This window comes from Bradyrhizobium sp. SUTN9-2, assembly GCF_003122645.1.
GTDB classification, from domain to species: Bacteria; Pseudomonadota; Alphaproteobacteria; order Rhizobiales; family Xanthobacteraceae; genus Bradyrhizobium; species Bradyrhizobium yuanmingense.
Genome location: NZ_LAXE01000001.1, coordinates 7,815,736 through 7,837,912 on the forward strand (window position 1 = coordinate 7,815,736; position 22,177 = coordinate 7,837,912).

Genomic DNA, 22,177 nt, shown 5'->3' on the forward strand with positions numbered 1-22,177 from the left:
TCCAGACGGGATTTGCAGCACAAACGGGATCGCAACCAACTTGCGGCTCGATGGCTATGGTGCGGAACTCTTCCGCCATGGCCCCCTGGCTCATGAGCCCGACGACGCGCCTTCGCCGATTGGTCCTCGCCGCGTTGCTCGTGATCGCGGCAAGTCCTTGTTTTGCCGAGACTTCCAAACCCGTTCCGGTCAATAATCCGCCCGCGCAGCCGAACGCCTTCATCGATCTCCTGGCGCTGATGTCCGGCCACTGCAAGACGTTCAGGGTCGCCGGCCGCACCTTGCCGTGCAAGACGGTGGCCTATGCCCATGGCGACACGGGCCGGGTCAATTTCGCCGTCGCGGTCGACGATCCCTCCGATGACAGCCACGTGGTGTCGTTCTCCGGCGAGAACGGCAAGCGCGCCGACGACAATTCCTACGAGCTGCGGATCGACCGCGTGCTGCTCAACTCCAAGAACCGCCCCAAGGTCGACGGCCTGCCCGTGCCCGCCGAGCAGACCTCGACCGGCATCTGCCGGCAGACCGGCAACTTCGCCGCCAGAAAGGTGAACGACGTCACCTGCTCGGCGACCGATAGCGAGGGCCGCAAATACGAGCTGCTGTTCGTCTCCGACGGCACCCCGGTCAGCGTGCGCCGCATCCGTCAGTCGGCCCCGTCGATCCAGGACCCGTTCAAGTAGGTCCGTGTCCGCTGGCGTCAACGTGTGCGATCGCGATGATGCCACGGAGCCCTGGCACTGCGCTCAGCTATCACGGTCGTACATTCATCGCAGACAGGACGCGATCCTCGCTGCGCTCTCCGAGCGGCACCGCTTTCCTAATCCGCATCCGTGACAGTTGCGAAAATCTACATGCGCCACTCTCGTGTCCCGGACTCGCACTGCATCGTCGAAGAGACGCTGCGCTGCGTCCGGGGCACGAGTCGCAAGCCACGGCTCTTCATGCGACGATAGATCGCGCGGCCTTCGCTCGTTCACAAACGTTAACGTGCGTTCATCGGGGAACTGAAAATCTGCGTCGTTTCGACGCCCGCAGTGGCTGGAACGCGCGGGATACTCATGTGTTGTCACACGACCTTCAACTGGAGTGATGACATGAAATATCTCATTGCCGCGATCGCCCTTGGTGCTGCGGCGTTGGCCGGTGGATCGGCGAGCGCGGCCGGCAATACAAGTGCCAAGCAGACCGCGCAGGAAAGCCAGACCACCGACATCAGCGCGCACCGCAGGCATTACCGCCACCATCATCATTGGCGGCATCATCACGGCTATTACCGGCCGTATTACAGGAGCTACGGCTATTACCCGCGGCACCACGGCTATTACGGCGGCGGGCCCTACGGCTATTACGGCGGAGGCCCCGGCGTGACGTTCAGCTTCGGCGGCGGACGCTGGTAAGATCTGGAGACACACGCGACGAGAGGCCCGCATCAGATGCGGGCCTCTTTTTTTATCGTCCCCGCAGGATCATGTCCGCCGTCTCCAGGCCGCTCGCCAGTGCCGCCTCGACCGTGCCCATGTCGCGGCCGCGATAGAGCGCTTCACCGGAAAACAGCACCAAGCCGTCGCCGCGCGCGAGGATCGCCTGTGCCGCGCGCGTGCGCGGCGTCGCCCACGAATAGGCGCCGCGCGCGAACGGATCATGTGCCCAGTTGGTCGCGGCGGACGCCACCAGCTCGCGCGCGATGTGATCGCGCGGCAGGCCGAAGATTGCGGCGAGCGAGCCGAGCCCGGCATCGATCAATGCTCGCGCGTCGAGGCTTTCCAGCTCCGCCGTGCGCGGGCCGCCGAACCAGCCCGTCAGCACGGGATGCTTGTCCGGATAGCGCGTCCACCAGACCGGGATCGCCTCGTCCGAGAGCAGGAATGTCATGTCCGCAAGGTCTTCCTTGCGCTCGCGCCACCATGGCCGCGCGAAGCGCAGCAGGATCTTGATGACGTTGCCACAGCCGATGTCGTCGACAGCAGCCAGCTTGGCACGCGCGCCTGCCGGTAGCGCGATCTCGCGCAGCAGCGGCAGCGGCACGGTGAGGATCATGCGGTCGCAGGCGTGCACGTCGCCGCCGGCGCAGCGAACGATCACCGCGCCGCCCTCCTCCGCAATCGCCGACACGACGCTGCCGAGGCGGATGGTGACGCCGTGCCTGCGGCAGTCGGCCGTCATCACGTCGATCATCGCGCCGTAGCCGCCTTCGATGCGCGCCTGCGGAGCGTGCCCGCCGTCCATCCATTCCGCGCGCAGCGCCAGCGTGGAGGCGCGTTCGGGATCGGCCGCGTCATAGCCTTCGACCATCCGCTCGATCGAATGGCGCAGCGGCGCGTAATTGTCGCCTGCAAAATGCCGGCGCAGGAAGTCGGCGACCGTGAGGTCGTCCTTCAAGTCCGCCAGCTTGGCCTGAAGCTCCGCTTCATGGGGATCGTCGCGCTCGCGCGTGAGCTTCGTCCCGTCAAAGCGCCACTGCTCGCCTTCGATCTCCTGAAGAGACAGGCCGGCTTCGCGCAGCAATGCGCGTGTGACCGGCGCCTCGCCATGGACGAACTCGGCGCCGCCGTCGGCGGCATAGCCGAACTGCGAGGCCGGCAGCGGATGAATGCGGCCGCCGCAGCGCTGGCGCGCCTCCAGGATCGTCACCTTGCGCCCCGCACGCGCCAGCTCGCGCGCCGCCATCAGGCCGGCCGCGCCGGCGCCGACGATGACGATGTGCTCGGACGGATCGGACATGGCCGCGCCTTACCGGCTCACGGCTTGCGGATCGTTCTTGATCAGATAGCGCAGCAGCAGGACGCCGCCGCCGAGCTCGCGCGTGCTCTCCAGCGTCATCGCGGCGATCGGCGCGCGCCGGTCGCTGTCCGCCTCGGTGGAATCGAACACGAAGGGGGCGCCTTTTGCGCCGTCGATCGCGGGGCTGAGGATCAGGTTGAATTCGTCGATGAGGCCGGCGCGCAGGAACGCGCCGTTGGCAACGCCGCCGCCCTCGACCAGCAGGCGCTTCACGCCCAGCTCGCGGCTGAGGATGTCCAGCGTCAGTGCGAGGTCGATCTCGGATTTGCCGGCAAAGATGTAGGACACGCCCTCGCCGCGGAGGCCAGCGAGATGCGAATCCGGGACATTCTCGGTCAGCACGACGACGATCGGATCGCCGCCGATCTCCGCGCGCCCCCAGCCGATCTTGCCCTCTGCATCGAGCACGACGCCGTAGGTCTTTGCATCGCGCCGGGCGAACCAGTTTTCGCGCGGAACTTTCGCGTCTGTCGGGGGATAGGGCCTGCCCTTGGCGAACTCCGAACCCGTGACGCGGCCGATCACCCAGGCATCGCCGCCGAGCTCATCGTGGATCTTCTCGAACCAGTCCGTGCCCGCGCCCTTCGGACGCCAGCGGCTGGGATGCGTGCGCCCGTCGAGGCTGGAGTGCATCAGGCAGATGACATACGGTTTCATGCAATCCTCAGGGCAGCGCTCAGGCCGCGGGTCCACCGCGCGCGGCACGATCGTTCACGATCGCCGCCAGCGGATTGAGCCTGGGTGGCGCTATGAGCTGGAGCGTGTTGGTGTCGTGGTGATTGAACGGTGCGCCGCGCACGAACAACTCGGTCTGGATCAGATAGGTCCAGCTGCCGTCGTCGTTGAAGGTGATGTCGCAGCGGTAAGCATCGGTGCGAAAGGCCTGCTCCAGAAAATCGGTCGAGCAGATCCCGTAGGCGGTGTCGCCGCGCTTGGCGGTGACCGAGATCGTCTTGTCGTCGGGCCCGGCCTTGCCCGAGGCCAGCAGCACCTGCCCGCGCGGGATCGCCAGGGTCTGCATGATCAGCCCGGTCGCCGGCTCCCACAGCCAGTAGCCGACCTGGTCGTGGAAGGTAATGTCTTCCTCGGGCGTGTTGATGTGGATGTGGTACCGCAGCCCGTACAGCAGCTGCGGCCCGTTGGCCTGCGGATCGATCGGATCCATGCGGATGTGCTCGATGAAGGTCCGCCGCTCCGGCCCTTCGGCCTTCGGATTGATGTCGATGCCCTTGTCCGCCTGCCAGGTGCCGGCAAGACGCCGAAGCGGGCCGAGATTGGTCAGGCCGTCGGGCGAGACGTCCTCGGGTTCGGTGAAGATATCGGCGGGAATGGGGAGCATGGCGGCCTCGCGGGGGTGCAGAGACCAGCCATAACACGGGCAGGCGGCGGCCTGAATTCAACTGTTAGCGGCACAGCGCCGAAGGCATTCGAGCCATGCGAGGATGCGCATTGCATCCCGCCCGCCTCTGGCGCTGCAGTCGGCCGGTTGAGGAAGTCGTCGAGGCTGGCGCGCCCCGCGACCGCTTCAGGCCGCTTCCGACACCGATCTCGCACGCTGCTCGAGCACGCCGATTGTCGCGACCAGATTGTCGCGTCGGGCGCGAAGGTTGGCCGCGAGAAGCGGATAGGTCGGCTGAGCCGGGTCGAACACCCCGGCGCGCGCCTCTTCCTCGAGAAGGTCGGTATTAATCAGCCGAACGCGCCACCATAAATCGGCGATCAACGCGTCGAGCCGGAGTTCGTCAGCAGCACCAGAACGGGACACTTCCTGCATCACTTGCCTCAACCTGAAACGGCCTCTCCGCCGAGGCCTGGACTTGGGTCATGGATGAGCAAGCGGAGTGCCAGGACCGGCGGCGCGCAGGCGCAGGCTTCGGAACCGACAATTGAGCAGCTCACAGTGATCTGACGCCCGTTCCCGCCCGTTCTCAGCCTCAGAGGTCGCTTGTCGAGGCGCTATGATCGCTGCTATCCGGGCTTTAGACGTGCCAATCCGGGCTGAAGCTGGTTTGACCCGGCGGTTTGAGGCGCGGCGGTCGATTGGTACGAGCAAAGGGCCGAAGGCAAAGGTGGACTGGGCTGATTTGATCGGACGCGTCGCCTCTCACCACGACCGGGAGGCCTTCAAGCGGCTATTCGAGCATTTCGCGCCCCGTATCAAGGGGTTGATGCAGAAGGCCGGGTGCAGCCCCGACGAAGCAGAAGAGATCGCGCAAACCGCGATGTTCGCGGTGTGGCGGAAAGCTGGCCTGTTCGATCCCGCCACAGCGGGAGCGGCGGCCTGGATCTTTACGATCGCGCGCAATCTGCGGATCGACCTGCTGCGCCGCAGAGCACGGACCGACCGCCTGGAAGCCGTCTCCGAGCTGCCTGATGCACCGGACCCGGCCGAACCGGCGGACGCCGTCATTTCGCGCGGACAGGACGCCGCCCGCATCGAGTCCGCCATCAAGCAACTCTCGGCAGAGCAGATCATGGTGGTCAGGCTGTCGTTCATCGAGGAGAGGGCGCATCCTGAAATCGCGAGCCTGCTTGGTATTCCCCTCGGTACGGTGAAATCGCGGATCAGACTGGCGATGAACCGGTTGAGAGACATATTGGACGAAGACACATGACGATCAGCCACCATCCGCCTGAAGATCTTCTGGCCGATTTCGCGGCCGGCAAGCTGGAAGAGGCCCATCAGCTGGTGGTCGGGGTGCATGTGGCAGGATGCGTCCGGTGCACCCGCTTCGTGCGCGCCATAGAGCAGCTTGCGGGCGCGGCGCTGGAGGAGGTCGAGCCGGTGCCGACCGCGCCGGATGCGTTCGACCGCGTCATGTCGCGAATTGAGAATTCTCCCGCCGCTCGTGCGGCACCTGCCCCCGCCTCCGTCACGGATCATGAGGTTCCGCCGGCCCTGCGAAACTACCGCATCGGCAAGCGTCGGCGCGTCGCACCCGGTCTGAGCATGCGGCCGATCGCGCTTTCCGGTTCGGGCAAGGCGCGCGCCTTCCTGCTTCGGTCCGCGCCGGGATCGCGCATGCTCGAGCACACGCACACCGGCACCGAGCTCACGCTCGTGCTCGAGGGCAGCTTCAGCCACGAGGGCGGTCGGTTTGGTCCCGGTGATTTCGATTACGGCGACGACGAGGTCGAGCACCGTCCGATCGTCGGCGACGAAGGCCCATGCCTCTGCCTGGTCGCGATGACCGGCGACCTGCGTATGAACGGCTTGCTCGGCCGTCTGATCGGGCCATTCGTGCGGCTTTGATTCTCCTTCCGTCCTTTCCGTCGGAGTGATCCGGGCCTGTACCCGAAGCGTTCAGGAAGAAAACGCAAGGGAGACAGGACATGGCCTGTTCAAGCCTGGCAAGTCAGGTGCGGAGCGAGAGGTTACCCGAACTGCTGGCGCGCGTTTCCTCAGGTGAGGTGCGAGCCTTCGCGGAGCTTCATGCGCTGACACGCGCCAGGTTGCGCAGGATCGTGCTGGCCGTTGGCGCCGCGCCTGACGACGCCGACGACATCCTTCAGGAAAGCTTTCTCAAGATCTGGCGCAACGCTGCGCGGTATGATTCCAGGCGGGCCCCGGCTCTTGCGTGGATGTCCGCGATTGTCCGCAATACCGCAATCGACCATTTGCGGATTCGAAGACAGCCGACTTACGAACTGGACGAGGCGCTCCTGTTTGCATCGGCGTCCACTGCCTCGCCCGCCGAGGATTTCGATTACGCCAGCGCCGAACCGATTGCACGCGCAGTGCTGGCGCGGCTTCCGGAAGATCGCCGCAGGCTCGTCGCTCTGGCTTACCTCAAAGGCGAGAGCCGCGAGAGCTTGTCGCGACGCTTCGGTGTGCCGGTCGGCACCGTCAAGACCTGGCTGCACCGGACCATCGCGGCAGTACGCAAGGATTGCCTCGCGGCATCGGCCGCGGCCTGAAGCCGGAGAAATGCTGGCATGGCCGCGGACATCATCGAGTTTCCCGAGCGTGGGCGCGAGGACCGGCTTGTCGCTTCCGTCGCGCGGCTCGAAGCCATCATCAGTGAGGTCGAGCGGTTTGCGCCCGACGATCCCAGGGCCGGCCTCGATGGACTCCTTGCCGCCATGGAGCGCATGGGCCATCAGCTGGTCGACCTCGCATGCCTCCTGCTCGACGATGAGACGAGAGCGCAGGCCCAGAATGCACTCATATCCTTGACCGACAAGATTGCGGAAACCAGGGACACGTTCGACCGGCTCGGAGGGCGAAGCTCGACCTGACTTGCCCTGCACGATTGACCGAAATCAACTCGGCTTTGCGCGCGGCAGGCGGCCCATGTTCAGTGGGCCAGCTTCTGGGCGACGAGAAATCCAATCAAGGAGCTGACCCCGGCCAGCAAGGATCCCCAGCAAACGTCCGCAAGTGTCAGTCCGGTCGACCAATTCCGCAAGGTCGCCTGATTGGTGAGATCATAGGTCGCATAGGTGAAGCAGCCGAGCAGCAGGCCGGACGTGAAAGCGCGCAGCGCGCTTCCGTCATGATGCGCCGGCAGCACGGCGAACCAGATCAAGCCGATGGGATACAGCAGATAGAAGACGGCGGCGGCCGCCAGATTGGGCTCGGCACGCAACATATCGCCCAGCACCGGCCGGTAGAGCCGCGCAACCATGATGTTGAGCCAGACCATGTCGACTGCAACGAAGGTCACGGCCACGGCAAGATAGGTGAAGAGAAGATTCATGTCCGCATTCCCGTGCACTGCATCTGGCCGATTGTCGAGCCGGCCAGCAGATAACGCCCGTAGATTCAAGCCGGATCACACGAGCGCAGGCATGTCCGTCATGGGCGTAGCGGCAAAACAAATCACAGCGCCTGTTTGGGTGGCCATGGGAAGAAAGCGTTGGTCCGGGCCTGATACTGCCGCTACAGGTCGCCGCGCGATTGCAGCATCTGCTCCTCAAGCGGCGGTATCCCGGTCACATGCACAAGGATCCAATACATGATCGCTGGCGCCGCCAGGCTGGCCCAGCCCCAGGCGTATCCGGGCGCGAGCGCGATGACGGGGTAAGCCAGCCATCCCAGCCATTCGAAGAAATAATTCGGATGACGCGACCAGCGCCAAAGCCCGACATCGCAGACTTTTCCCTTGCTCGACGCGTCGTGTTTGAAGCGCCGCAGCTGCCGGTCTGCCAAGGCCTCGCCGGCGACGGCAACCAGGATGATGACCACCCCGACATAATCCTGCAGCCGCAGTCCCGGCGCCGGCGCGTGGCCTGCGAGGAACACGGCGAATGGCAGCGGCAGTGAGACCAGCGCCTGCGATTGCAGGAAGAAGAACATCCGGCGCGGGGCATCCGCGCCCCATTCGCGCGCATAGTTTGCGTATCTGGGATCGTCGATCCCGGCCAAGGATCGACGCGCGATGTGCGTCCCCAGCCGCAACGACCAAAGCAGCACCAGCCCTGCAACGAGCGCTTGGCGAGCCGGCAGGGAGCCGTCAAGCGGCCACAAGGCAGCGGCAGCGCCGATGAGACCGGTCGCGTAGGACCATGTCGCATCCACCCATCCGGAATTGCCGGTGCGCTGCTGGACGACCCAGGCCAGTCCCATCAAGAGACAGAAGGCCAGCGCAATGAAGCCGATCGCCTGAACCTGCATGAGAACCATGCTTCACCCATATTAACCTGCCCTCGATACGTCCGCAGTGCAAACCGGTTTCGCGCCGCAAGGCGGGGCGCACCTGGCCATGTGATCCGCGCCGTCCCGCCGAACGTTTCTCACGAAACTGATTGTCGCAACGACCGTAGCTGGCGATACAGCATTGGGGGCGAGAGGTATGCGTTTGGCCGTGATCGGGACGGGAATTGCCGGCAACGCTGCCGCGTGGCTCCTGTCGAGGCGCTATGCGGTGACGGTGTACGAGCGGGAGCTGCGGCCGGGCGGGCATAGTCATACCGTTCGCATCGACTATGATGGAGAGGCCATCGATGTCGATGTCGGCTTCATCGTCTACAACGAGACGAACTATCCGCAGCTGACGGCGCTGTTCGCGCATCTGGGCGTGAAGACTGTCGAGACCTGCATGAGCTTCGCCATGTCGGCCGACCATGGTCGGTTCGAATGGCGGGGTGGCGGCGAGACGGCCCTGCAAACGGCCTGCGGCCTGTTCGCGCAACCGCGCAATCTCGTCTCCCCCTCATACTTCCGCATGCTCGGCGAGGTCGCGCGGTTCAACCGGCAGAGCGTGTCCGATCTGCGCACCGGCAAGCTGCACGGCCTGACGCTCGGCGAGTATCTGCGCAAGCAATCATTCGGACCCCGCCTGTTCGCCGATTATCTCGGACCGATGGGAGCGGCCATCTGGTCGTCCTCGTCGGCCGACATTCTGTCCTTTCCGGCAGAGAACTTCGTCGCTTTTTTCGACAATCACCGGCTCTTGCACCTTGACCGGCCGCGCTGGCGGACCGTCGAGGGTGGCAGCCGGCGCTATGTCGACAAGCTCACTGCTTTGTTCAAGGACAACATTCGGCTAGGCTGTGCCGTGACGTCGGTCAACCGGGCGGAGCATGGCGTGACCATCCGCGACAGTCATGGCGGGGCGGAAACCTACGATGCCGTGGTAATGGCTTGCCACAGCGATCAGGCCTTGGCTGCGCTGTCGGATGCCGATGCCCGCGAGCGGTCCATTCTCGGCGCGATCAGGTATGCTCCGAACGCGATCTATCTGCATCGCGATCGCAGTCTCATGCCCAGGCGCCGGCAAGCATGGGCTTCCTGGAATTTCCTGCAATGGCCGCGACAAACGCCGGCCCAGAACGACGTGGCGGTGACCTATTGGATGAACCGGCTGCAGGGCATCGACGACCGTAAGCCATTGTTCGTCAGCCTCAACCCTCCTTTCGAACCGGCGGCCCACCTGACGTTTGCAAAGTTCAGCTTTGCTCATCCTCAATACGACCTGGCTGCGTTCGCGGCGCAGCGACGGCTCCCCGCAATTCAGGGCCGACGCCGGACCTGGTTCTGCGGTGCCTGGACCGGCTATGGCTTTCACGAGGACGGCTTGCAGTCCGGCATCTCCGTTGCGGAGGCCTTGGGCGGCCAGGTTCCCTGGCGACGCTCGGACTCGCTGCTGGTCCAAGCTGCCGAGTAACCCCGATGGTCCGAACCAACCCCGACAAAGCGGACGATGCGACAATGCCCGCCGCGCTCTACTGGGGAAAGGTGATGCACGCACGCTGGCGGCCTGTGCATCACAGGTTCACCTATCGCGTGATGAGCCTCTTGATCGACCTCGACCGCTTGCATGAAGCACCTCGCCAGTCCTGGCTGTTTGATGTCAATCGAGCAGCCGCCTTCAGCTTCCACGAGCGCGATCATGGCGACCGCAAGGGCGCGGGCCTCAGCCAATACGTCAGGCGAATCGCCGCGGAGCGCGGCATCGACCTCTCGGAAGGCCGCATACTCCTGCTGTGTTATCCCCGGGTTCTGGGCTACGTGTTCAACCCGCTTTCGATCTACTTCTGCTATGGGGCATCGGGCGATCTTGCGCTGCTGATCTACGAGGTCCGCAACACCTTCGGAGAGATGCATTCCTACGTGCTGCCCGTGCAGGACGCGCGACCGGACTGCGCAATCAGGCAGAGCCAGGCCAAGGAGTTCTACGTATCACCCTTCATGGAGATGGGGACGCATTACCGCTTCAGCATTTCTCCGCCGGAGCAGAATGTAGCGGTCAGAATCGTACAGACGGGCGATCAGGGCGCGATGTTCGCCGCAGCCTTCCGCGGACGACGCCGGGCGCTCACCAGCCGCGCCCTGCTGGCCGCGCTCGTCGGTCTGCCCTTCCTGACGTTCAAGGTGATCGCAGCCATTCACTGGGAAGCGATGCGGCTGTGGCTCAAAGGCGTTCCGTACTTGCCTCGTTTGAAACAACGCGGGATTTGATCCATGGACCTGGCAGCCGCTCATCAAGCCGCTCAATTCGATGGTGTCCCATTCCTTGCCCGGCTGGCCTTGCGCCTCGCATCGCAGCTCCGGCGCGGCACCCTCCATGTGCGCCTTCCCGACCAGCGAATGGTCACGTTGCGCGGCCAGCGTCCGGGTCCGTCGGCCACGATCGAGCTGAAGAATTACAGGTTTGCCCGCAGCCTCGTCATCGGCGGCGATATCGGCATGGCCGAGGCTTACGTCCGCGGCGACTGGACCACGCCCGATCTCGCCCAGCTTCTCTACGTATTGTGTCTCAACGACGATCTGGTCGACAATGCCTTTGCCGGAAGCATGCTGGTGCGCCTGTGCCGGCGGGCGCTCCATCGCCTCCGCCGCAACACCAAAGGCGGTTCGCGGCACAACATCCACAAGCACTATGATCTCGGCAACGAGTTCTTCGCTGCGTGGCTAGATTCGAGCATGACCTACTCATCGGCTCTGTTCTCGGCCGAGACACCCGACCTGCCGGCCGCGCAACGGCACAAATACGAACAGCTGGCGAAGGCGATCGAATTGCGGCCCGGCCAGACCGTGCTCGAGATCGGGTGCGGCTGGGGCGGCTTCGCCGAATTTGCCGCAAAGACTTACGGCGCCAGCGTATTGGCGCTCACCATCAGCAAGGAGCAGCACGAATTTGCCAGTCGGCGAATCCACCAAGCCGGGCTCGCCGAGAAGGTCGAGGTGCGGCTGCAGGATTACCGGGATCAGGAAGGCCGTTTTGACCGCATTGCCTCCATCGAGATGATCGAGGCCGTCGGCGAGCAATTCTGGCCTGCCTATTTCAGCCAGCTGTACCAGCGGCTGCAACCGGGCGGTCTGGCGGGCATCCAGGCCATCACGGTCCGCGACGAGCTGTTCGGCCTTTATCGGCAGCGCGTGGACTTCATCCAGAGATACATCTTTCCAGGAGGGATGCTGCCTTCGACCAACATCCTGCACGGGCTCGGCGAACGCTTCGAGCTGCCCGTGATTCGCGAGCGTGTGTTTGGACAGGATTATGCCAAGACACTTTCACTCTGGCGGGACAATTTCAGCCGCGCATGGATCGACCTGACCTCTCTCGGCTTCGACGAGCCGTTCCGCCGGCTGTGGGAATATTACCTGTGCTACTGCGAGGCCGGGTTCAGGGCCGGAAAAATCGACGTCAGGCAGCTGGTGTTTGCACGGCGGGGGTGAGGCAACTCACGCCACCCGCCGCTTCCGGCGCGCCGTGGGGGCTTGCCAGGAGAGTTCGGTGAGCGGCACGGGCTTGCTGAAGTGAAATCCCTGGCCGAGCGGGATGCCGAGTGATTGGAGCCGTCTGACCTGTTCGGAGGACTCGACCCCCTCGGCGACGATCGACAGCTTCAGCGTCTTTGCGAGCTGCACGATGGATTTCAGCACGGCGACGGTCTCGCAGCGATCGATCCTGTCGATGAAGGATTTGTCGATCTTGACCTTGTCGAAAGGAAAGGCCGTCAAATAGGACAACGACGAGTATCCGACACCGAAATCGTCGAGGGCAATGGAGACGCCGAGCGCCTTGAGGCGCTGGAGCGTCCTGAGGTTCTCCTCGGTGTCGGCGAGAAATACGCTTTCGGTGATCTCGAGCTCGAGCCGGGTCTGCGGAAGCCCGCTCTGCGTCAACGCAAAGGTCACGGTGTCGACGAGATTGGCGCTGGCAAATTGCAGGGCGGAGAGATTGACAGCGACCTTGATGTCGCCCGGCATGCTCATCGCATCGCGGCAGGCCCTGGCGAGCACCTGGTGGCCGAGCTCGACGATCAGTCCCCCCGCCTCGGCAACCGCAATGAACTCCGCCGGAGGGACGTAGCCCCTGGTGGCGTGATGCCAGCGCGCCAGGGCCTCGACCGATTTTACCCGACCAGTGCCGAGCTCGATCACAGGCTGATAAAACAGCTCTATCTCCTCACGCCAGATCGCTTCACGCAGCTCGATCTCGAGCACGTTGCGTTGATCCGCTTCCGCCTTGAGCTCCGGTGAATAGACGTGGAAGCAGTTTCTGCCGGCATTCTTTGACCTGTAGAGCGCAAGATCGGCGTTGCGAAGGATCTCGTCGACCCGCGTGCCGTGCTCGGGCACGAGCGCAAGGCCAATGCTACAGCCGCTCACGACGGGGTGGCCATCGATGTGAAAGGGTTCGGCAATGGCCTCGACCAGCCGCGCGGCCAGGCTTTCAGCGCCGTCGCGCATCGCGGCCCCGCCGGGTGCGACGATGACGGCAAATTCATCGCCGCCGATTCGCGCCGCCGTATCGGCATCACGGATCTGCGCCTTGATCCGGTCGGCAACCTGCTTCAGCAACGCGTCGCCGCATTGGTGGCCGAGCGCATCATTGACCGACTTGAACTTGTCGAGATCGAGCAGGAGTACGGCGAACGCGGGCTCCGGCCGGCGCGGGCGGGCCAGCGCCTCGTCGATGCGCTCCTTGAACAGGTTGCGATTGGCAAGGCCGGTCAGGCTGTCGTAATGCGCGAGCCGCTCGATGCGGTCCGCCGACGCCTTGCGCTCGGTGATGTCCTCATGCGTGGCAACCCAGCCGCCGCCCTCGCGCCGGCCGTACGAGATGTAGACGACCCGTCCGTCCGGAAACTGCACGGTGTTCGAGATCTGCTCCGACTGGGCGAGCCGGTTCTTCAAATCGACGAGGTACGCTTCGACGTCGAGCACGGCGGTCTGCTTCGCGAACACCTCCCGGAAGTCCATGCCGATCCGGATGTCTTCCGGCACGAGGTTGTAAAGTTCGAGCCATTGCCGGTTGAACGCGATCAAACGGTCGCGGCCATCGAACATGCTCAAGCCCTGGGGAAGGTTCCTGAGCGCATCCTCGAACTTGCTGGCAAGATCGCGCCGCTCACGGTGGGCGCGATCCAGCGCCTGCTGCCGCCGCCAATGGAATGTCGTCGCGGCGAGGATGATGAACGTGAGCAGCAGCGCGCCGCCGAGATAGACCTTCTGCCTGAAAGCGGAGCGGGAATAGATCTCCTGCTCCGAAATGCCGACGGTGAAGATGAGCGGAAATGCGCGCGACCTGCGCGCCGTGATCAGTCGGTCGCTGCGGTCCGGCCGGTTCTCGTTCCAATATTGCGCATGGAAGCCGTCGCCCAGTTCGCGCTCGACGCGGCTCGGCGCGCTTTGTCCCAGCACGGAGCCCTGGTCCACGCCCCGGGCGGCGAGCACGACGTAGCTCGCGTTCCTGAGCATCAGCGTTCCTCCGACGCCGAGCTTTGCAGTGTCGTAGAACCTGCCGACGACGTCGACGCTGATCGAGCCGACGACCACGCCGACCGGATTGCCGGCGAGGTCGAACAGCTTTCTCGCGAGCTGTATCGTCCACTTTTTGGACGCGCGGCCCAGCACCGGCTTCGCCACGTAAAGGCGATCGTCGACCTGAGACATGGTTTGAATGAAGTGTTCGCGATCACCGAGATAGAGCGGCGGACCGGAATAGCCCGCCGTCGTCTCGATCATGTATCCGTCCGATCCGATCAGAGCGAACTGGACCACATCGCCGGTGGCGATGCGGGCTTTGTCGGACCAGAACTTCAGGCGGAAGGCCCGCGGATCCTGAGCGTAAAGTGCCCGTACCACCAGCAACGACTGATCCACGCGCTCGAAGATGCGCTCGGTGTTCTCCTCGAACAATTCGGCGACGCTGTTGCCGTGCGACCGCGCCTGCTGCATCGCATCCATCCGCTCAGAGGCGGTGATTGCGAAATAGCCGATCCAGACTAGCGGCAGAAAGAACAATGCGATCTGCAGCGGACCATTCCGCAGGATCGCTCTTCCGGCTTTGCGGACTGCCCCTGCGGGAATCACGACGCGCACCCCCGCTTCGGCCGCCAGGGCAGAACTGCGTTCGCCCGCAGTATTGGCATTGCTTATCTCCGCCTCGACTGCACAGGGGCACCCGCGGCTCGAAGCCGGCGCGGTGCTGTTCATGGCGCAAAGCTAACTGAAACAGCCTTAAGCTTTTGTTGGGGCAAAGCTCAATTCTTCAGTTCAAAGCATCCGTATCATCACGGAGGTCGGATGGTTTTGGGCGATCAGGCACATCGGCATGTCGCAAGCGGCACATTTTAACCGTCTTTGGACCGCTTTTCACATCGCGCGCGCAAGGACGATCGAGCCGGACAGGATGAGGAGCGCGCCTGCCGCATAACTCAATCGTTGGCCGAACGGCAGCAGCTTCTCGGCGGCCACATAGAGCGCGATGCCGATGATCCAGGCCAGGTTCATCACGCCGCCGACGAACAGCAATACCATCAGAAACCAGCAGCAGCCGACGCAGTAGCTGCCGTGGCGAAGTCCCATCCGGAATGCGCCGCGCGTGCCGGGCCGCCAATGCCGGCTGAGAAACAACAGCGGACTGTCGCAGTAACGGAGGCAGGCCTGTTTGAGCGGCGTGAACTGATAGAGCCCTGCCGCAATCAGCACGCCGCCGCCCAGAATCGCGCTGGTGCTTGCCATCGCCATCGACAGCAACCCGAAGCGTTCGAATGCTGCTTGCACCAGGACCGCAGCGAGACTGAACCCGGCCCACGTCACGAGATAACCGGCGAGAAAGATCCAGCTATCGATTGCGGCGCGGGAGGCAGTCTCCTGCCTTCGCTTGACCGTCGCATACAAGAGAACGGTGGGCACCGCACTCGGCGCCATCATCGCGACCATCATCACCCACCACATCACGAACAGCAGCGCGCCATAGAACGGCGTCCACGGCATCGGCGCCATGTCCGGCATGTCGGCCATCATCTCGGTGTCCATGCCGGCGCCCGCAGCGAGATAGGCCCAGGCGAGCGCGACCACTGCGGCGGTCCCGATCGCGACGATCAGCCGGTCGCGGTGGAGCAAGTGTTCGAGTATCGAGCGCTCCTGCATCGACTTGTCCATGGCGACGAGGAGCTGACACCGAGATCTCGTGTCGGTGTCAGCGCCGCATCATGCCGCAACGCCCTTGGGCGTCTGCACGACATTGGCGAGCGAGCTATGCGTAGCGCGGGTCTCGAACCGGATCGCGCCGGTCGAGCGGATGTCGGCGGATGCGACCTCGGCCGCCCGATGTTCGAACCCTTCGGGCATGACCACCTGGATGCGGTGCGGATCACCGGTCACCGGATTCTTGATCGGCTCGACATCGGTCTCGAGCACGCCCTTGGCGACGAGTCTTGCGACGCGTCCGTCCTTGTCGAAGGAGAACTCGAACGGCACAAACACGGGATCATGGATCTTGGTGACGATCATGCTGACGATCTGGAACAGCGTGCCTTCGGCCGAATGCTTACCGGAGAAGATATCGAACAACGCCTGTCGCTGCTCCGCCGTGGCGCGTTCGTCGATGATGGGCTGGATTGTCCCGTTGCCCTCATGCAGCGGCCCGGGGAAATCGACCGTGATCGCAAAGCAGAGACCATCGAGCCTGGTCCCTTCGAAATGTCCCTTGGCGATCCGCATGGCGACCAATCCCTTGCAATAGCCTTGGGTCGGCCGTGCGTTGAAATCGCAGGGGCAGCCGAACGCACAGGTGCAGTTCTTCATCCATTCGCCTTCGAGACGCCAGTCCGATGCAGCCATGGCACATCTCCTGATGTGAGCGGGGACGCGGCAGCCGTTGACGAATTTGTTCAGCGTTCTTGTCGAAGCAATGCGAAATGGCGCGAGCGGGATCGAGGTCCGATCAGAAGGCCGGCATCGCAGAAAAGTATGGTGGCGAGCTGCCGTTTACCGTCGGAGGATCATATCAGCGGCCGCCGGCTACGTATAGCGGACGAGGGTCGTGGCTCGGGGGCAGCTACAGCTCGGGGGATGTCCGACGTCGGGGGCGTTGGTGCGCAGGGGCGGGATGCGCTCTCCGACGCTCTTGTAATTGAAATATCGAGAGAATTTCTAGCAAGCAACAAGAACGTATTGGCATGAGTGAGCACGTCCGGCTTTCCCTTCGGATTCCAGAGGATGCCAAATTGGTGAAGCCGCGCCGTGAGGAACGAGAACTGCCGAAACCGATCGAGGCCGCCATGGGCTTCGATCGCCAGTTGCTGAAGATTGGCATCGATCTCTTCCCTCACTCGTCCAGGAAGGTTCGGCAATGGGCGACGAACCTCGCTGGATACTGGAACAGCGCGCCGTGGCCGGAGTCCGGATAGAGAACGAGCTGGGCGTTCTTCATAGCCTTGAACATGTTGTAGGCGTTGATGCTCGGAAACATCGTGTCGTCGCTGCCGTGCACGATGAGCGTAGGCTGCGCGATGGCGCGGAGCGTCGCTTCGCCTTCATGCTTCCTGGCGCACCAGCCAATGATTGCCTTCGCCTGCGCGTTGCTGACATCCTCGCCGCTGTCCGGATCACGATCCTCCTTGCGCATGGTTGCGCGGGCGACGAAAGCGCGGCCGGCGCGCTGACTTTCTTCGGAGGGTGTGAAGAACAGGGGGCAACCGCACATCCGTCCCGCTTTGAGCGAAGGCTTCGTCGACTACGGCGAGCAGATGTTCCTCGCCCCCGCGCGGTGCAGCGCCGGCGATGATGAGCTTGCGGATCAAGCCGGGGTGCTGCACGGCAAGCACTTGGGTGAGCATGCCGCCGAGGGAGAAGCCGAGGAGGTCAACCTTTGGCAGATCAAGGCCTCGTATGAATGTCTCGGCATCCGAGGCCATCTGCTCCACCGTGTCGGGCGTCCGGCCGGTGGAGGTGCCTATGCCGAGATTGTTGAACGCAATGACCGGCCGCGTTTCAGCAAGGCTATTCACCACTGCCGGATCCCAGGCATCCATCGTCCCGGTGAAGTGCTGCAGCAGGATGAGCGGCGTCCCGGCCGTCGGGCCGAGCCGCCGGAAGGCGAAGCGCACATCGCCGACGTTCAAAGATTCTGTTCTAGCGGTTTCGAGCGACATGGTTGCTCCTTTGTGAGTTGCATTTGCTTGATGCGGAGTCGATCCTGATGATTGGCAGCGCATCTACATGGTGAGGACGATGCGAAAGCGGGCTTCGCCCGCCATCATCTTGCGATACGCTTCCGGCGCGCGTTCTAGCGGCATCGTCTCGATCATGGCGGCAACGCCAGCGAGCGAGCTGAACCGCAAGGTGGCATCGGCGGTCGCTGGATCGCCGGTCAAGGCGCCTTCGATCGAACGCTCGCCGAACAGGAGGTCGGACGTCGCGATCTCCGCAGGTTCGGGAGATGCGCCGAGCGCGATGATCCGGCCGCGCGGCCGAAGCCCCTTCACCGCGTCTGCCACAGCTCTACCACCTGACGCGGTGATGACGACGAGCTGCGCGCCGCCCAGATCCTGCAGCGCGGAAGCAACCGCGACGCTCGAGCTGTCGACATAATGGTGGGCGCCAAGCTTTCCGGCGAGACCACCTTTGTCCGGTCCGCGCCCAATCGCCACGACCTCGAAGCCCATGCGCCGGGCGAACTGCACGGCGAGGTGCCCGAGGCCGCCAATGCCGATCACGGCGACCAGATCGCCGGCGCGAGCGGGAGAGTTGCGGAGCGCGCTGAAGGTCGTCAGTCCGGCGCAGAGCAGCGGAGCGGCGTCTTCCGAGGCGAGCCCATCGGGAATCGACACGAGGCCACTTGAGCGCGCGAGCATGTACTGCGCGTAGCCCCCGTCATGATGAACGCCGGTGAACTCCTGGTTCCGGCAATTGACGAGATCGCCGCCGCGGCACTCTGCACAGTGTCCGCAACTACCTCCGAGGAAGCCGATGCCGACGCGCTGCCCGAGCGTCCAACCCTCGACGTTGCTGCCGACCGCGTCGATCACGCCTACAGCCTCGTGGCCCGGCACGCGCGGCCATTGGATCGGAAAAGCCCCTTCGACGGTCGCGGCGTCGGAGTGGCAGACACCGCAGGCCTCGACGCGAAGGCGGACCTGCCCGGGGCCGGGATCGACAAGCGGCTTTTGCGTCAGTTCGAGCTGTCCCGGCGCGACGGCCTGAACAGCGCTGTATGTCGTCGGATCGCTCGACATGAAAGCTCCAAGGTCTGAAAAACCTGTCGGAGCGCTACCAGCGGCCTGCCCAAGCCGACAGGACGTAGATGCCATCATTCCGGCCATGCATGGCGAAACATCGCTGGAACGACCATCTAGGCGATTAGCAACCGTCGCGGAGAAAGCATGAAGATCGGCCTCGTCCTTTGCCCGAGTTTCCAACCCGTCTGCTTCGGAGCCGTCGCAGCGTTCGACGTGGCCAACAAGCAGGCCGGCGAGAAGGTCTATGACGTGCGCGTCCTCTCGGAGGAAGGAGGACTGGTCGCCTCGTCATCCGGCATGCAGGTCATGACGGACCCAATCGACGATGCTCGCTATGACACGCTGATCGTCGCCGCGGGCCTGGAGATACCGACCTCGTCCCCGGGATTGGTCCGGCTGCTTCGCGCTGCTGCTCGCGACGCGCGCCGCGTCGCCGCCATCTGCCTGGGCTCGTTCGTCCTGGGAGATGCGGGCTTGCTGAACGGCCGGCGCGCCACCACGCATTGGCGTTACACGCAGGCGCTGCAGGACCGTTTCCCCAGCTGCGAGGTCGACATGGACAAGATCTTCATCGCGGACGGACCGATATGGACGTCAGCCGGCATGACCGCGGGAACGGACCTGGTCGTGGGCATGATCGAGCGCGACCACGGCTCCGATATTGCCCGTTCGGTCGCGAAGGGCATGGTCATGTACCATCGCCGCTCAGGCGGACAGTCCCAGCATTCCACTTTGCTGGACCTCGGCGCGAATGAAGATCGGGTCCAGCGCGTGCTGAACTACGCTCGTCAGAACCTTGCCGAAAACCTCACCGTTGACGAGCTTGCCGAGGCCGCGTGCCTCAGCCCCCGGCAGTTCACGCGGCTGTTTCGGGCGGAAACCGGCACCACGCCCGCAAAGGCGGTCGAAGCGTTGCGTGTCGAAGCCGCGAAGTTGATGCTGGAACAAAGTCGGTTGCCGATCGAGGTCATCGCTCGCGAGGTGGGGTTCGCGAACCGAGAGCGGATGCGTCTGGCGTTTGCGCGCGTGCTTGGGGAGGTCCCTAGAGCCATCCGCAATGATGCCGGACCGCTGGCCGCACTATGATCGACGCGCGACCGCGGCAATGCGTGTGAGAAGGCGGCCCACGTCGGATCAATCGTCATAAGGCCACCGGCTTCTCACGCCGTCGAGTTTGGATTCCAAAGGCTCATCGCTAGCTGAGCCGGATGTTGGAAAGATCGATCGAAACGACGAGGGGCTCGGTGCTGAAGCTGCCGTCTGGCTGGCGGGAATAGATCCGGCGTTTCGTCGGGAATTTGATGCCCGAGACTTCCGTGTAGTCTTCGATGATATGCGCGCCGGGCGTGTTGCCGGAGATCTCGACGTTGTAGTCGTGGCGCTTCAGCAGCCCCTCACCGTCGAAATAGAGCGTCTGCACGGTGCTGTGCGTCGCGATCTCTGCCGGAAATCGCACCGCAAGGCGGCGCCAGTCTCCGCTGTCGGTCGGCCAGGGCTCCAGTTCCTCGGTCTCAAGTCTCGGCCAGGCAAGCAGGAACGGCATGTTCAGATAGGTCCACATCGCGCAGCCGGCGAAGTAGGCGAGTTGCAGTTCAGTCCACGACGTTTGCAACTCATGGCCGGCAAAGCTCGCGCGCGGCTCAAGCAGCTCTTCGAGAACCGTTCCGTTGTCTGCTTCCAGAGCCACCCGGCTCGGCTCAAAGCGCGAGCGGCGATGGTCAGCGCCGAACGGAGCGTGTGACGCCCACTGCCTCTTCAGACCCACGGTGACGTTGGTCCGCTCGAGGGTGACTGCCTGTCCCTTCAAGGACCACAGGACGCCGCCCTGCACAAGATCGGCCGACACCTGCTCGAACTGCCGCCACCGATCGAGGCCTCCATGGGCTTCGATGGCTATATCCTTGAGTTGCTTCATGGTTGGGCTCCTGCGGAAGCCGCGCGGGATCGCGCAGCCTTTAGCGGGAGCCTAGGCGGTCGGCCAAGCCTGCCGAACGACTTAGATGCCTTGATTCCAGACGCCGCCGCGCGCCGGGTTTTCCAGATGCCTCTTGGCAAGCTCCAGGAAGAGAAAAGAAAAACGCGAGCGCGCTTCGCGCCGGTCATCTGGCAAGCGCCATCGTACGAGATCGTGCTTCAGTGTGGAAAAGCGTAGATTGGTGCCCAGGGGCGGAATCGAACCACCGACACTGCGATTTTCAGTCGCATGCTCTACCAACTGAGCTACCTGGGCGTGCTCCAAGAGAGGGGCCAAAGCCCATCGAGCGGGCGGTTTATAGTGGGCTCGGAGCGGCCTGTCCACCCGGCTTCGCCAAGTGGCTGCGCCGGGCGCGGCCCTTCTGTGCACAAGATCGGGCGGGGTTGCTGCGGCTGCTGCTCGGCGCTTCAGCGAGGCAATTAAATCTTTGATACAGCTCGATTATTCGACGTCGTCGGTTTCGTCGTCGCGGCCGGGGATGATGTAGGAGCCCTTCAGCCAGCGGTTCAGGTCGACGTCGCGACAGCGCGAGGAGCAGAACGGACGGGTGGCCTGCGTCTGCGGCTTGCCGCAGATCGGGCAGGTTTTGAGCGGGCCGGTGGGCTTGTTGACCTGGTCGTCCATGGATGTCGGCAGCTTACACGGGGTGACGGGGTTCAAGAGCCTGCCCGGAAACGGGTTCCCGGTGCAGCTGCGCATGCGCCGCTGGTCGGACCCGGCGGGGCCATTCTACTGTGCATGGGGTTGTTTTCGAGGTTTTTGTCGGCGCGGCCCTTGGGCTCACTTGGGCTCACTTGGGCTCACACCGCGGTGGTATTGAGCCAGCCGAAGCGGATCGGAAAGCCCTCGCCGCCGAGCAGTGTCGTGGTCTCGTAGAGCGGCAGGCCGACGACATTGGTGTAGGACCCGACCATCTTGACCACGAAGGATCCGGCGATGCCCTGCACGGCGTAGCCGCCGGCTTTGCCGCGCCATTCGCCGGAGCCGATATAGGCCTGGATGTCGTCCTCGGACAGGCGCTTGAAGCGCACGCGCGTCTCGACCAGACGCTGGCGGAAAGCCTCGCGCGGCGTGACCAGGCAGATCGCGGTGTAGACGCGGTGGTTGCGGCCCGACAGCAGCCGCAGGCACTGCGCGGCCTCGTCGACCAGATTGGCCTTCGGCAGGATGCGGCGGCCGACCGCCACCACCGTGTCCGCGGCGAGGATGAAGGCGCCGCGCAGCTCGTCGTCGAGCTGCACCGACTTCAGCGCAGCGTCGGCCTTGGCTCTGGCCAGCCGGTTGGCACAGGCGCGCGGCAGCTCGCCCCGCCTCGGCGTCTCATCGACGTCGGCCGGCCGGAGCGCATCCGGCTCGATGCCGGCCTGGTTGAGCAGCGACAGCCGACGCGGCGAGCCGGAGGCAAGTACGAATTTGGGGCGGCCAAGCATCAGGTGATTTGGAAGATGAGGCAGGGGTGAATTGCGCGCGGAACCTATCGGAAGGGGGCTGATTTCA

At 64.1% G+C, this 22,177-nt stretch carries 23 protein-coding genes, 1 tRNA gene and 1 pseudogene; 10 read left to right on the plus strand and 15 right to left on the minus strand.

Annotated elements, in window-relative coordinates; genetic code table 11:
* The first annotated feature begins 77 nt into the window (after positions 1 to 77).
* Together XF30_RS36250 and XF30_RS36255 are read left to right on the plus strand one after the other, a co-directional pair.
* Positions 78 to 683, plus strand: a complete 606-nt coding sequence (locus XF30_RS36250; RefSeq protein ID WP_240538215.1) for a hypothetical protein — start codon at positions 78 to 80, stop codon at positions 681 to 683.
* A 414-nt stretch (positions 684 to 1,097) separates the two neighbouring features.
* A complete protein-coding gene (locus XF30_RS36255; RefSeq protein ID WP_036027019.1) occupies positions 1,098 to 1,400 on the plus strand; it encodes a hypothetical protein in 303 nt (100 codons plus the stop codon).
* Positions 1,401 to 1,452: 52 nt separating this feature from the next.
* Here XF30_RS36255 and XF30_RS36260 read toward each other — a convergent pair whose 3' ends face one another.
* The 4 genes from XF30_RS36260 to XF30_RS36275 all read right to left on the minus strand — a co-directional run bounded on the left by XF30_RS36260 (position 1,453) and on the right by XF30_RS36275 (position 4,558).
* Positions 1,453 to 2,724, minus strand: a complete 1,272-nt coding sequence (locus tag XF30_RS36260; protein ID WP_109145363.1) for a flavin monoamine oxidase family protein — start codon at positions 2,722 to 2,724, stop codon at positions 1,453 to 1,455.
* 9 nt (positions 2,725 to 2,733) lie between these two features.
* Entirely contained in the window at positions 2,734 to 3,441 is a 708-nt protein-coding gene (locus tag XF30_RS36265) for a RibD family protein (protein WP_109145364.1), read from the minus strand.
* Between the two features lie 19 nt (positions 3,442 to 3,460).
* Positions 3,461 to 4,123, minus strand: coding sequence for an FABP family protein (locus XF30_RS36270; RefSeq protein ID WP_109145365.1), 663 nt, complete (start codon positions 4,121 to 4,123; stop codon positions 3,461 to 3,463).
* 186 nt (positions 4,124 to 4,309) lie between these two features.
* Entirely contained in the window at positions 4,310 to 4,558 is a 249-nt protein-coding gene (locus XF30_RS36275; protein WP_109145366.1) for a hypothetical protein, read from the minus strand.
* Positions 4,559 to 4,853: 295 nt separating this feature from the next.
* On the opposite strand from XF30_RS36275, the gene XF30_RS36280 reads away from it, so the two are divergent.
* From XF30_RS36280 to XF30_RS36295, 4 genes are all read left to right on the plus strand, one after another.
* Positions 4,854 to 5,399, plus strand: a complete 546-nt coding sequence (locus XF30_RS36280) for a sigma-70 family RNA polymerase sigma factor (protein WP_036039875.1) — start codon at positions 4,854 to 4,856, stop codon at positions 5,397 to 5,399.
* Positions 5,396 to 6,037, plus strand: a complete 642-nt coding sequence (locus tag XF30_RS36285) for a ChrR family anti-sigma-E factor (RefSeq protein WP_109145367.1) — start codon at positions 5,396 to 5,398, stop codon at positions 6,035 to 6,037. Before XF30_RS36280 ends, XF30_RS36285 begins: the two co-directional genes overlap by 4 nt.
* A gap of 107 nt (positions 6,038 to 6,144) precedes the next feature.
* Positions 6,145 to 6,702: a sigma-70 family RNA polymerase sigma factor gene (locus XF30_RS36290; RefSeq protein ID WP_036039874.1), complete on the plus strand. Its 558-nt coding sequence runs from the start codon at positions 6,145 to 6,147 to the stop codon at positions 6,700 to 6,702.
* An 18-nt stretch (positions 6,703 to 6,720) separates the two neighbouring features.
* Positions 6,721 to 7,023: a hypothetical protein gene (locus tag XF30_RS36295; protein WP_109145369.1), complete on the plus strand. Its 303-nt coding sequence runs from the start codon at positions 6,721 to 6,723 to the stop codon at positions 7,021 to 7,023.
* A gap of 59 nt (positions 7,024 to 7,082) precedes the next feature.
* Here the strand turns inward: XF30_RS36295 and XF30_RS36300 are convergent, their stop codons facing one another.
* Both XF30_RS36300 and XF30_RS36305 read right to left on the minus strand, forming a co-directional pair.
* Complete coding sequence (locus XF30_RS36300; protein ID WP_036039858.1) at positions 7,083 to 7,484, minus strand: DUF2177 family protein; 402 nt, start codon at positions 7,482 to 7,484, stop codon at positions 7,083 to 7,085.
* Positions 7,485 to 7,666: 182 nt separating this feature from the next.
* Positions 7,667 to 8,410 (minus strand): DUF1295 domain-containing protein, encoded by a 744-nt coding sequence (locus XF30_RS36305; RefSeq protein ID WP_109145370.1) that lies wholly within the window; start codon positions 8,408 to 8,410, stop codon positions 7,667 to 7,669.
* A gap of 169 nt (positions 8,411 to 8,579) precedes the next feature.
* Here XF30_RS36305 and XF30_RS36310 point away from each other — a divergent pair, with 169 nt between their 5' ends.
* From XF30_RS36310 to XF30_RS36320, 3 genes are read left to right on the plus strand one after another with little or no spacing between them, the layout of a single operon-like run.
* Complete coding sequence (locus tag XF30_RS36310) at positions 8,580 to 9,893, plus strand: NAD(P)/FAD-dependent oxidoreductase (protein WP_109145371.1); 1,314 nt, start codon at positions 8,580 to 8,582, stop codon at positions 9,891 to 9,893.
* Between the two features lie 44 nt (positions 9,894 to 9,937).
* Positions 9,938 to 10,687, plus strand: a complete 750-nt coding sequence (locus XF30_RS36315; protein WP_225124399.1) for a DUF1365 domain-containing protein — start codon at positions 9,938 to 9,940, stop codon at positions 10,685 to 10,687.
* 3 nt (positions 10,688 to 10,690) lie between these two features.
* The gene (locus tag XF30_RS36320) at positions 10,691 to 11,908 is read left to right on the plus strand and encodes an SAM-dependent methyltransferase (protein WP_109145373.1); all 1,218 of its coding nucleotides are present in this window, start codon (positions 10,691 to 10,693) and stop codon (positions 11,906 to 11,908) included.
* 6 nt (positions 11,909 to 11,914) lie between these two features.
* Here the strand turns inward: XF30_RS36320 and XF30_RS36325 are convergent, their stop codons facing one another.
* The 5 genes and pseudogenes from XF30_RS36325 to XF30_RS36350 form a co-directional block, all read right to left on the minus strand.
* Entirely contained in the window at positions 11,915 to 14,482 is a 2,568-nt protein-coding gene (locus XF30_RS36325; protein ID WP_158284446.1) for a bifunctional diguanylate cyclase/phosphodiesterase, read from the minus strand.
* Positions 14,483 to 14,833: 351 nt separating this feature from the next.
* Complete coding sequence (locus tag XF30_RS36330; RefSeq protein WP_349644195.1) at positions 14,834 to 15,487, minus strand: DUF2182 domain-containing protein; 654 nt, start codon at positions 15,485 to 15,487, stop codon at positions 14,834 to 14,836.
* A 186-nt stretch (positions 15,488 to 15,673) separates the two neighbouring features.
* A complete protein-coding gene (locus XF30_RS36335; RefSeq protein ID WP_036014350.1) occupies positions 15,674 to 16,306 on the minus strand; it encodes a DUF1326 domain-containing protein in 633 nt (210 codons plus the stop codon).
* Between the two features lie 487 nt (positions 16,307 to 16,793).
* A pseudogene (locus tag XF30_RS36345) lies at positions 16,794 to 17,619 on the minus strand (alpha/beta fold hydrolase).
* A 63-nt stretch (positions 17,620 to 17,682) separates the two neighbouring features.
* Complete coding sequence (locus XF30_RS36350) at positions 17,683 to 18,702, minus strand: alcohol dehydrogenase (RefSeq protein WP_036027006.1); 1,020 nt, start codon at positions 18,700 to 18,702, stop codon at positions 17,683 to 17,685.
* 147 nt (positions 18,703 to 18,849) lie between these two features.
* Here XF30_RS36350 and XF30_RS36355 point away from each other — a divergent pair, with 147 nt between their 5' ends.
* Complete coding sequence (locus XF30_RS36355) at positions 18,850 to 19,791, plus strand: GlxA family transcriptional regulator (RefSeq protein WP_109145377.1); 942 nt, start codon at positions 18,850 to 18,852, stop codon at positions 19,789 to 19,791.
* Positions 19,792 to 19,900: 109 nt separating this feature from the next.
* Here XF30_RS36355 and XF30_RS36360 read toward each other — a convergent pair whose 3' ends face one another.
* From XF30_RS36360 to XF30_RS36375, 4 genes are all read right to left on the minus strand, one after another.
* Positions 19,901 to 20,620 carry a hypothetical protein gene (locus XF30_RS36360; protein WP_109145378.1) on the minus strand — a complete coding sequence of 240 codons (720 nt, stop codon included), beginning with the start codon at positions 20,618 to 20,620 and terminating at the stop codon, positions 19,901 to 19,903.
* A gap of 239 nt (positions 20,621 to 20,859) precedes the next feature.
* Positions 20,860 to 20,935 (minus strand) — tRNA-Phe (locus tag XF30_RS36365).
* 186 nt (positions 20,936 to 21,121) lie between these two features.
* A complete protein-coding gene (gene yacG / locus XF30_RS36370) occupies positions 21,122 to 21,304 on the minus strand; it encodes a DNA gyrase inhibitor YacG (protein ID WP_109145379.1) in 183 nt (60 codons plus the stop codon).
* A gap of 176 nt (positions 21,305 to 21,480) precedes the next feature.
* The gene (locus XF30_RS36375) at positions 21,481 to 22,110 is read right to left on the minus strand and encodes a Maf-like protein (protein WP_025032373.1); all 630 of its coding nucleotides are present in this window, start codon (positions 22,108 to 22,110) and stop codon (positions 21,481 to 21,483) included.
* Positions 22,111 to 22,177: the final 67 nt, after the last annotated feature.

Excerpts from the sequence above, each read along its gene's own strand:
- XF30_RS36250 (WP_240538215.1), top strand. The coding sequence starts at position 78 with ATGGCCCCCTGGCTCATGAGCCCGACGACGCGCCTTCGCCGATTGGTC.
- XF30_RS36255 (WP_036027019.1), top strand. The coding sequence starts at position 1,098 with ATGAAATATCTCATTGCCGCGATCGCCCTTGGTGCTGCGGCGTTGGCC.
- XF30_RS36260 (WP_109145363.1), bottom strand. The coding sequence starts at position 2,724 with ATGTCCGATCCGTCCGAGCACATCGTCATCGTCGGCGCCGGCGCGGCC.
- XF30_RS36265 (WP_109145364.1), bottom strand. The coding sequence starts at position 3,441 with ATGAAACCGTATGTCATCTGCCTGATGCACTCCAGCCTCGACGGGCGC.
- XF30_RS36270 (WP_109145365.1), bottom strand. The coding sequence starts at position 4,123 with ATGCTCCCCATTCCCGCCGATATCTTCACCGAACCCGAGGACGTCTCG.
- XF30_RS36275 (WP_109145366.1), bottom strand. The coding sequence starts at position 4,558 with ATGCAGGAAGTGTCCCGTTCTGGTGCTGCTGACGAACTCCGGCTCGAC.
- XF30_RS36285 (WP_109145367.1), top strand. The coding sequence starts at position 5,396 with ATGACGATCAGCCACCATCCGCCTGAAGATCTTCTGGCCGATTTCGCG.
- XF30_RS36295 (WP_109145369.1), top strand. The coding sequence starts at position 6,721 with ATGGCCGCGGACATCATCGAGTTTCCCGAGCGTGGGCGCGAGGACCGG.
- XF30_RS36300 (WP_036039858.1), bottom strand. The coding sequence starts at position 7,484 with ATGAATCTTCTCTTCACCTATCTTGCCGTGGCCGTGACCTTCGTTGCA.
- XF30_RS36305 (WP_109145370.1), bottom strand. The coding sequence starts at position 8,410 with ATGGTTCTCATGCAGGTTCAGGCGATCGGCTTCATTGCGCTGGCCTTC.
- XF30_RS36310 (WP_109145371.1), top strand. The coding sequence starts at position 8,580 with ATGCGTTTGGCCGTGATCGGGACGGGAATTGCCGGCAACGCTGCCGCG.
- XF30_RS36315 (WP_225124399.1), top strand. The coding sequence starts at position 9,938 with ATGCCCGCCGCGCTCTACTGGGGAAAGGTGATGCACGCACGCTGGCGG.
- XF30_RS36320 (WP_109145373.1), top strand. The coding sequence starts at position 10,691 with ATGGACCTGGCAGCCGCTCATCAAGCCGCTCAATTCGATGGTGTCCCA.
- XF30_RS36330 (WP_349644195.1), bottom strand. The coding sequence starts at position 15,487 with ATGATGGCCGACATGCCGGACATGGCGCCGATGCCGTGGACGCCGTTC.
- XF30_RS36335 (WP_036014350.1), bottom strand. The coding sequence starts at position 16,306 with ATGGCTGCATCGGACTGGCGTCTCGAAGGCGAATGGATGAAGAACTGC.
- XF30_RS36350 (WP_036027006.1), bottom strand. The coding sequence starts at position 18,702 with ATGTCGAGCGATCCGACGACATACAGCGCTGTTCAGGCCGTCGCGCCG.
- XF30_RS36355 (WP_109145377.1), top strand. The coding sequence starts at position 18,850 with ATGAAGATCGGCCTCGTCCTTTGCCCGAGTTTCCAACCCGTCTGCTTC.
- XF30_RS36360 (WP_109145378.1), bottom strand. The coding sequence starts at position 20,620 with ATGAAGCAACTCAAGGATATAGCCATCGAAGCCCATGGAGGCCTCGAT.
- yacG (WP_109145379.1), bottom strand. The coding sequence starts at position 21,304 with ATGGACGACCAGGTCAACAAGCCCACCGGCCCGCTCAAAACCTGCCCG.
- XF30_RS36375 (WP_025032373.1), bottom strand. The coding sequence starts at position 22,110 with ATGCTTGGCCGCCCCAAATTCGTACTTGCCTCCGGCTCGCCGCGTCGG.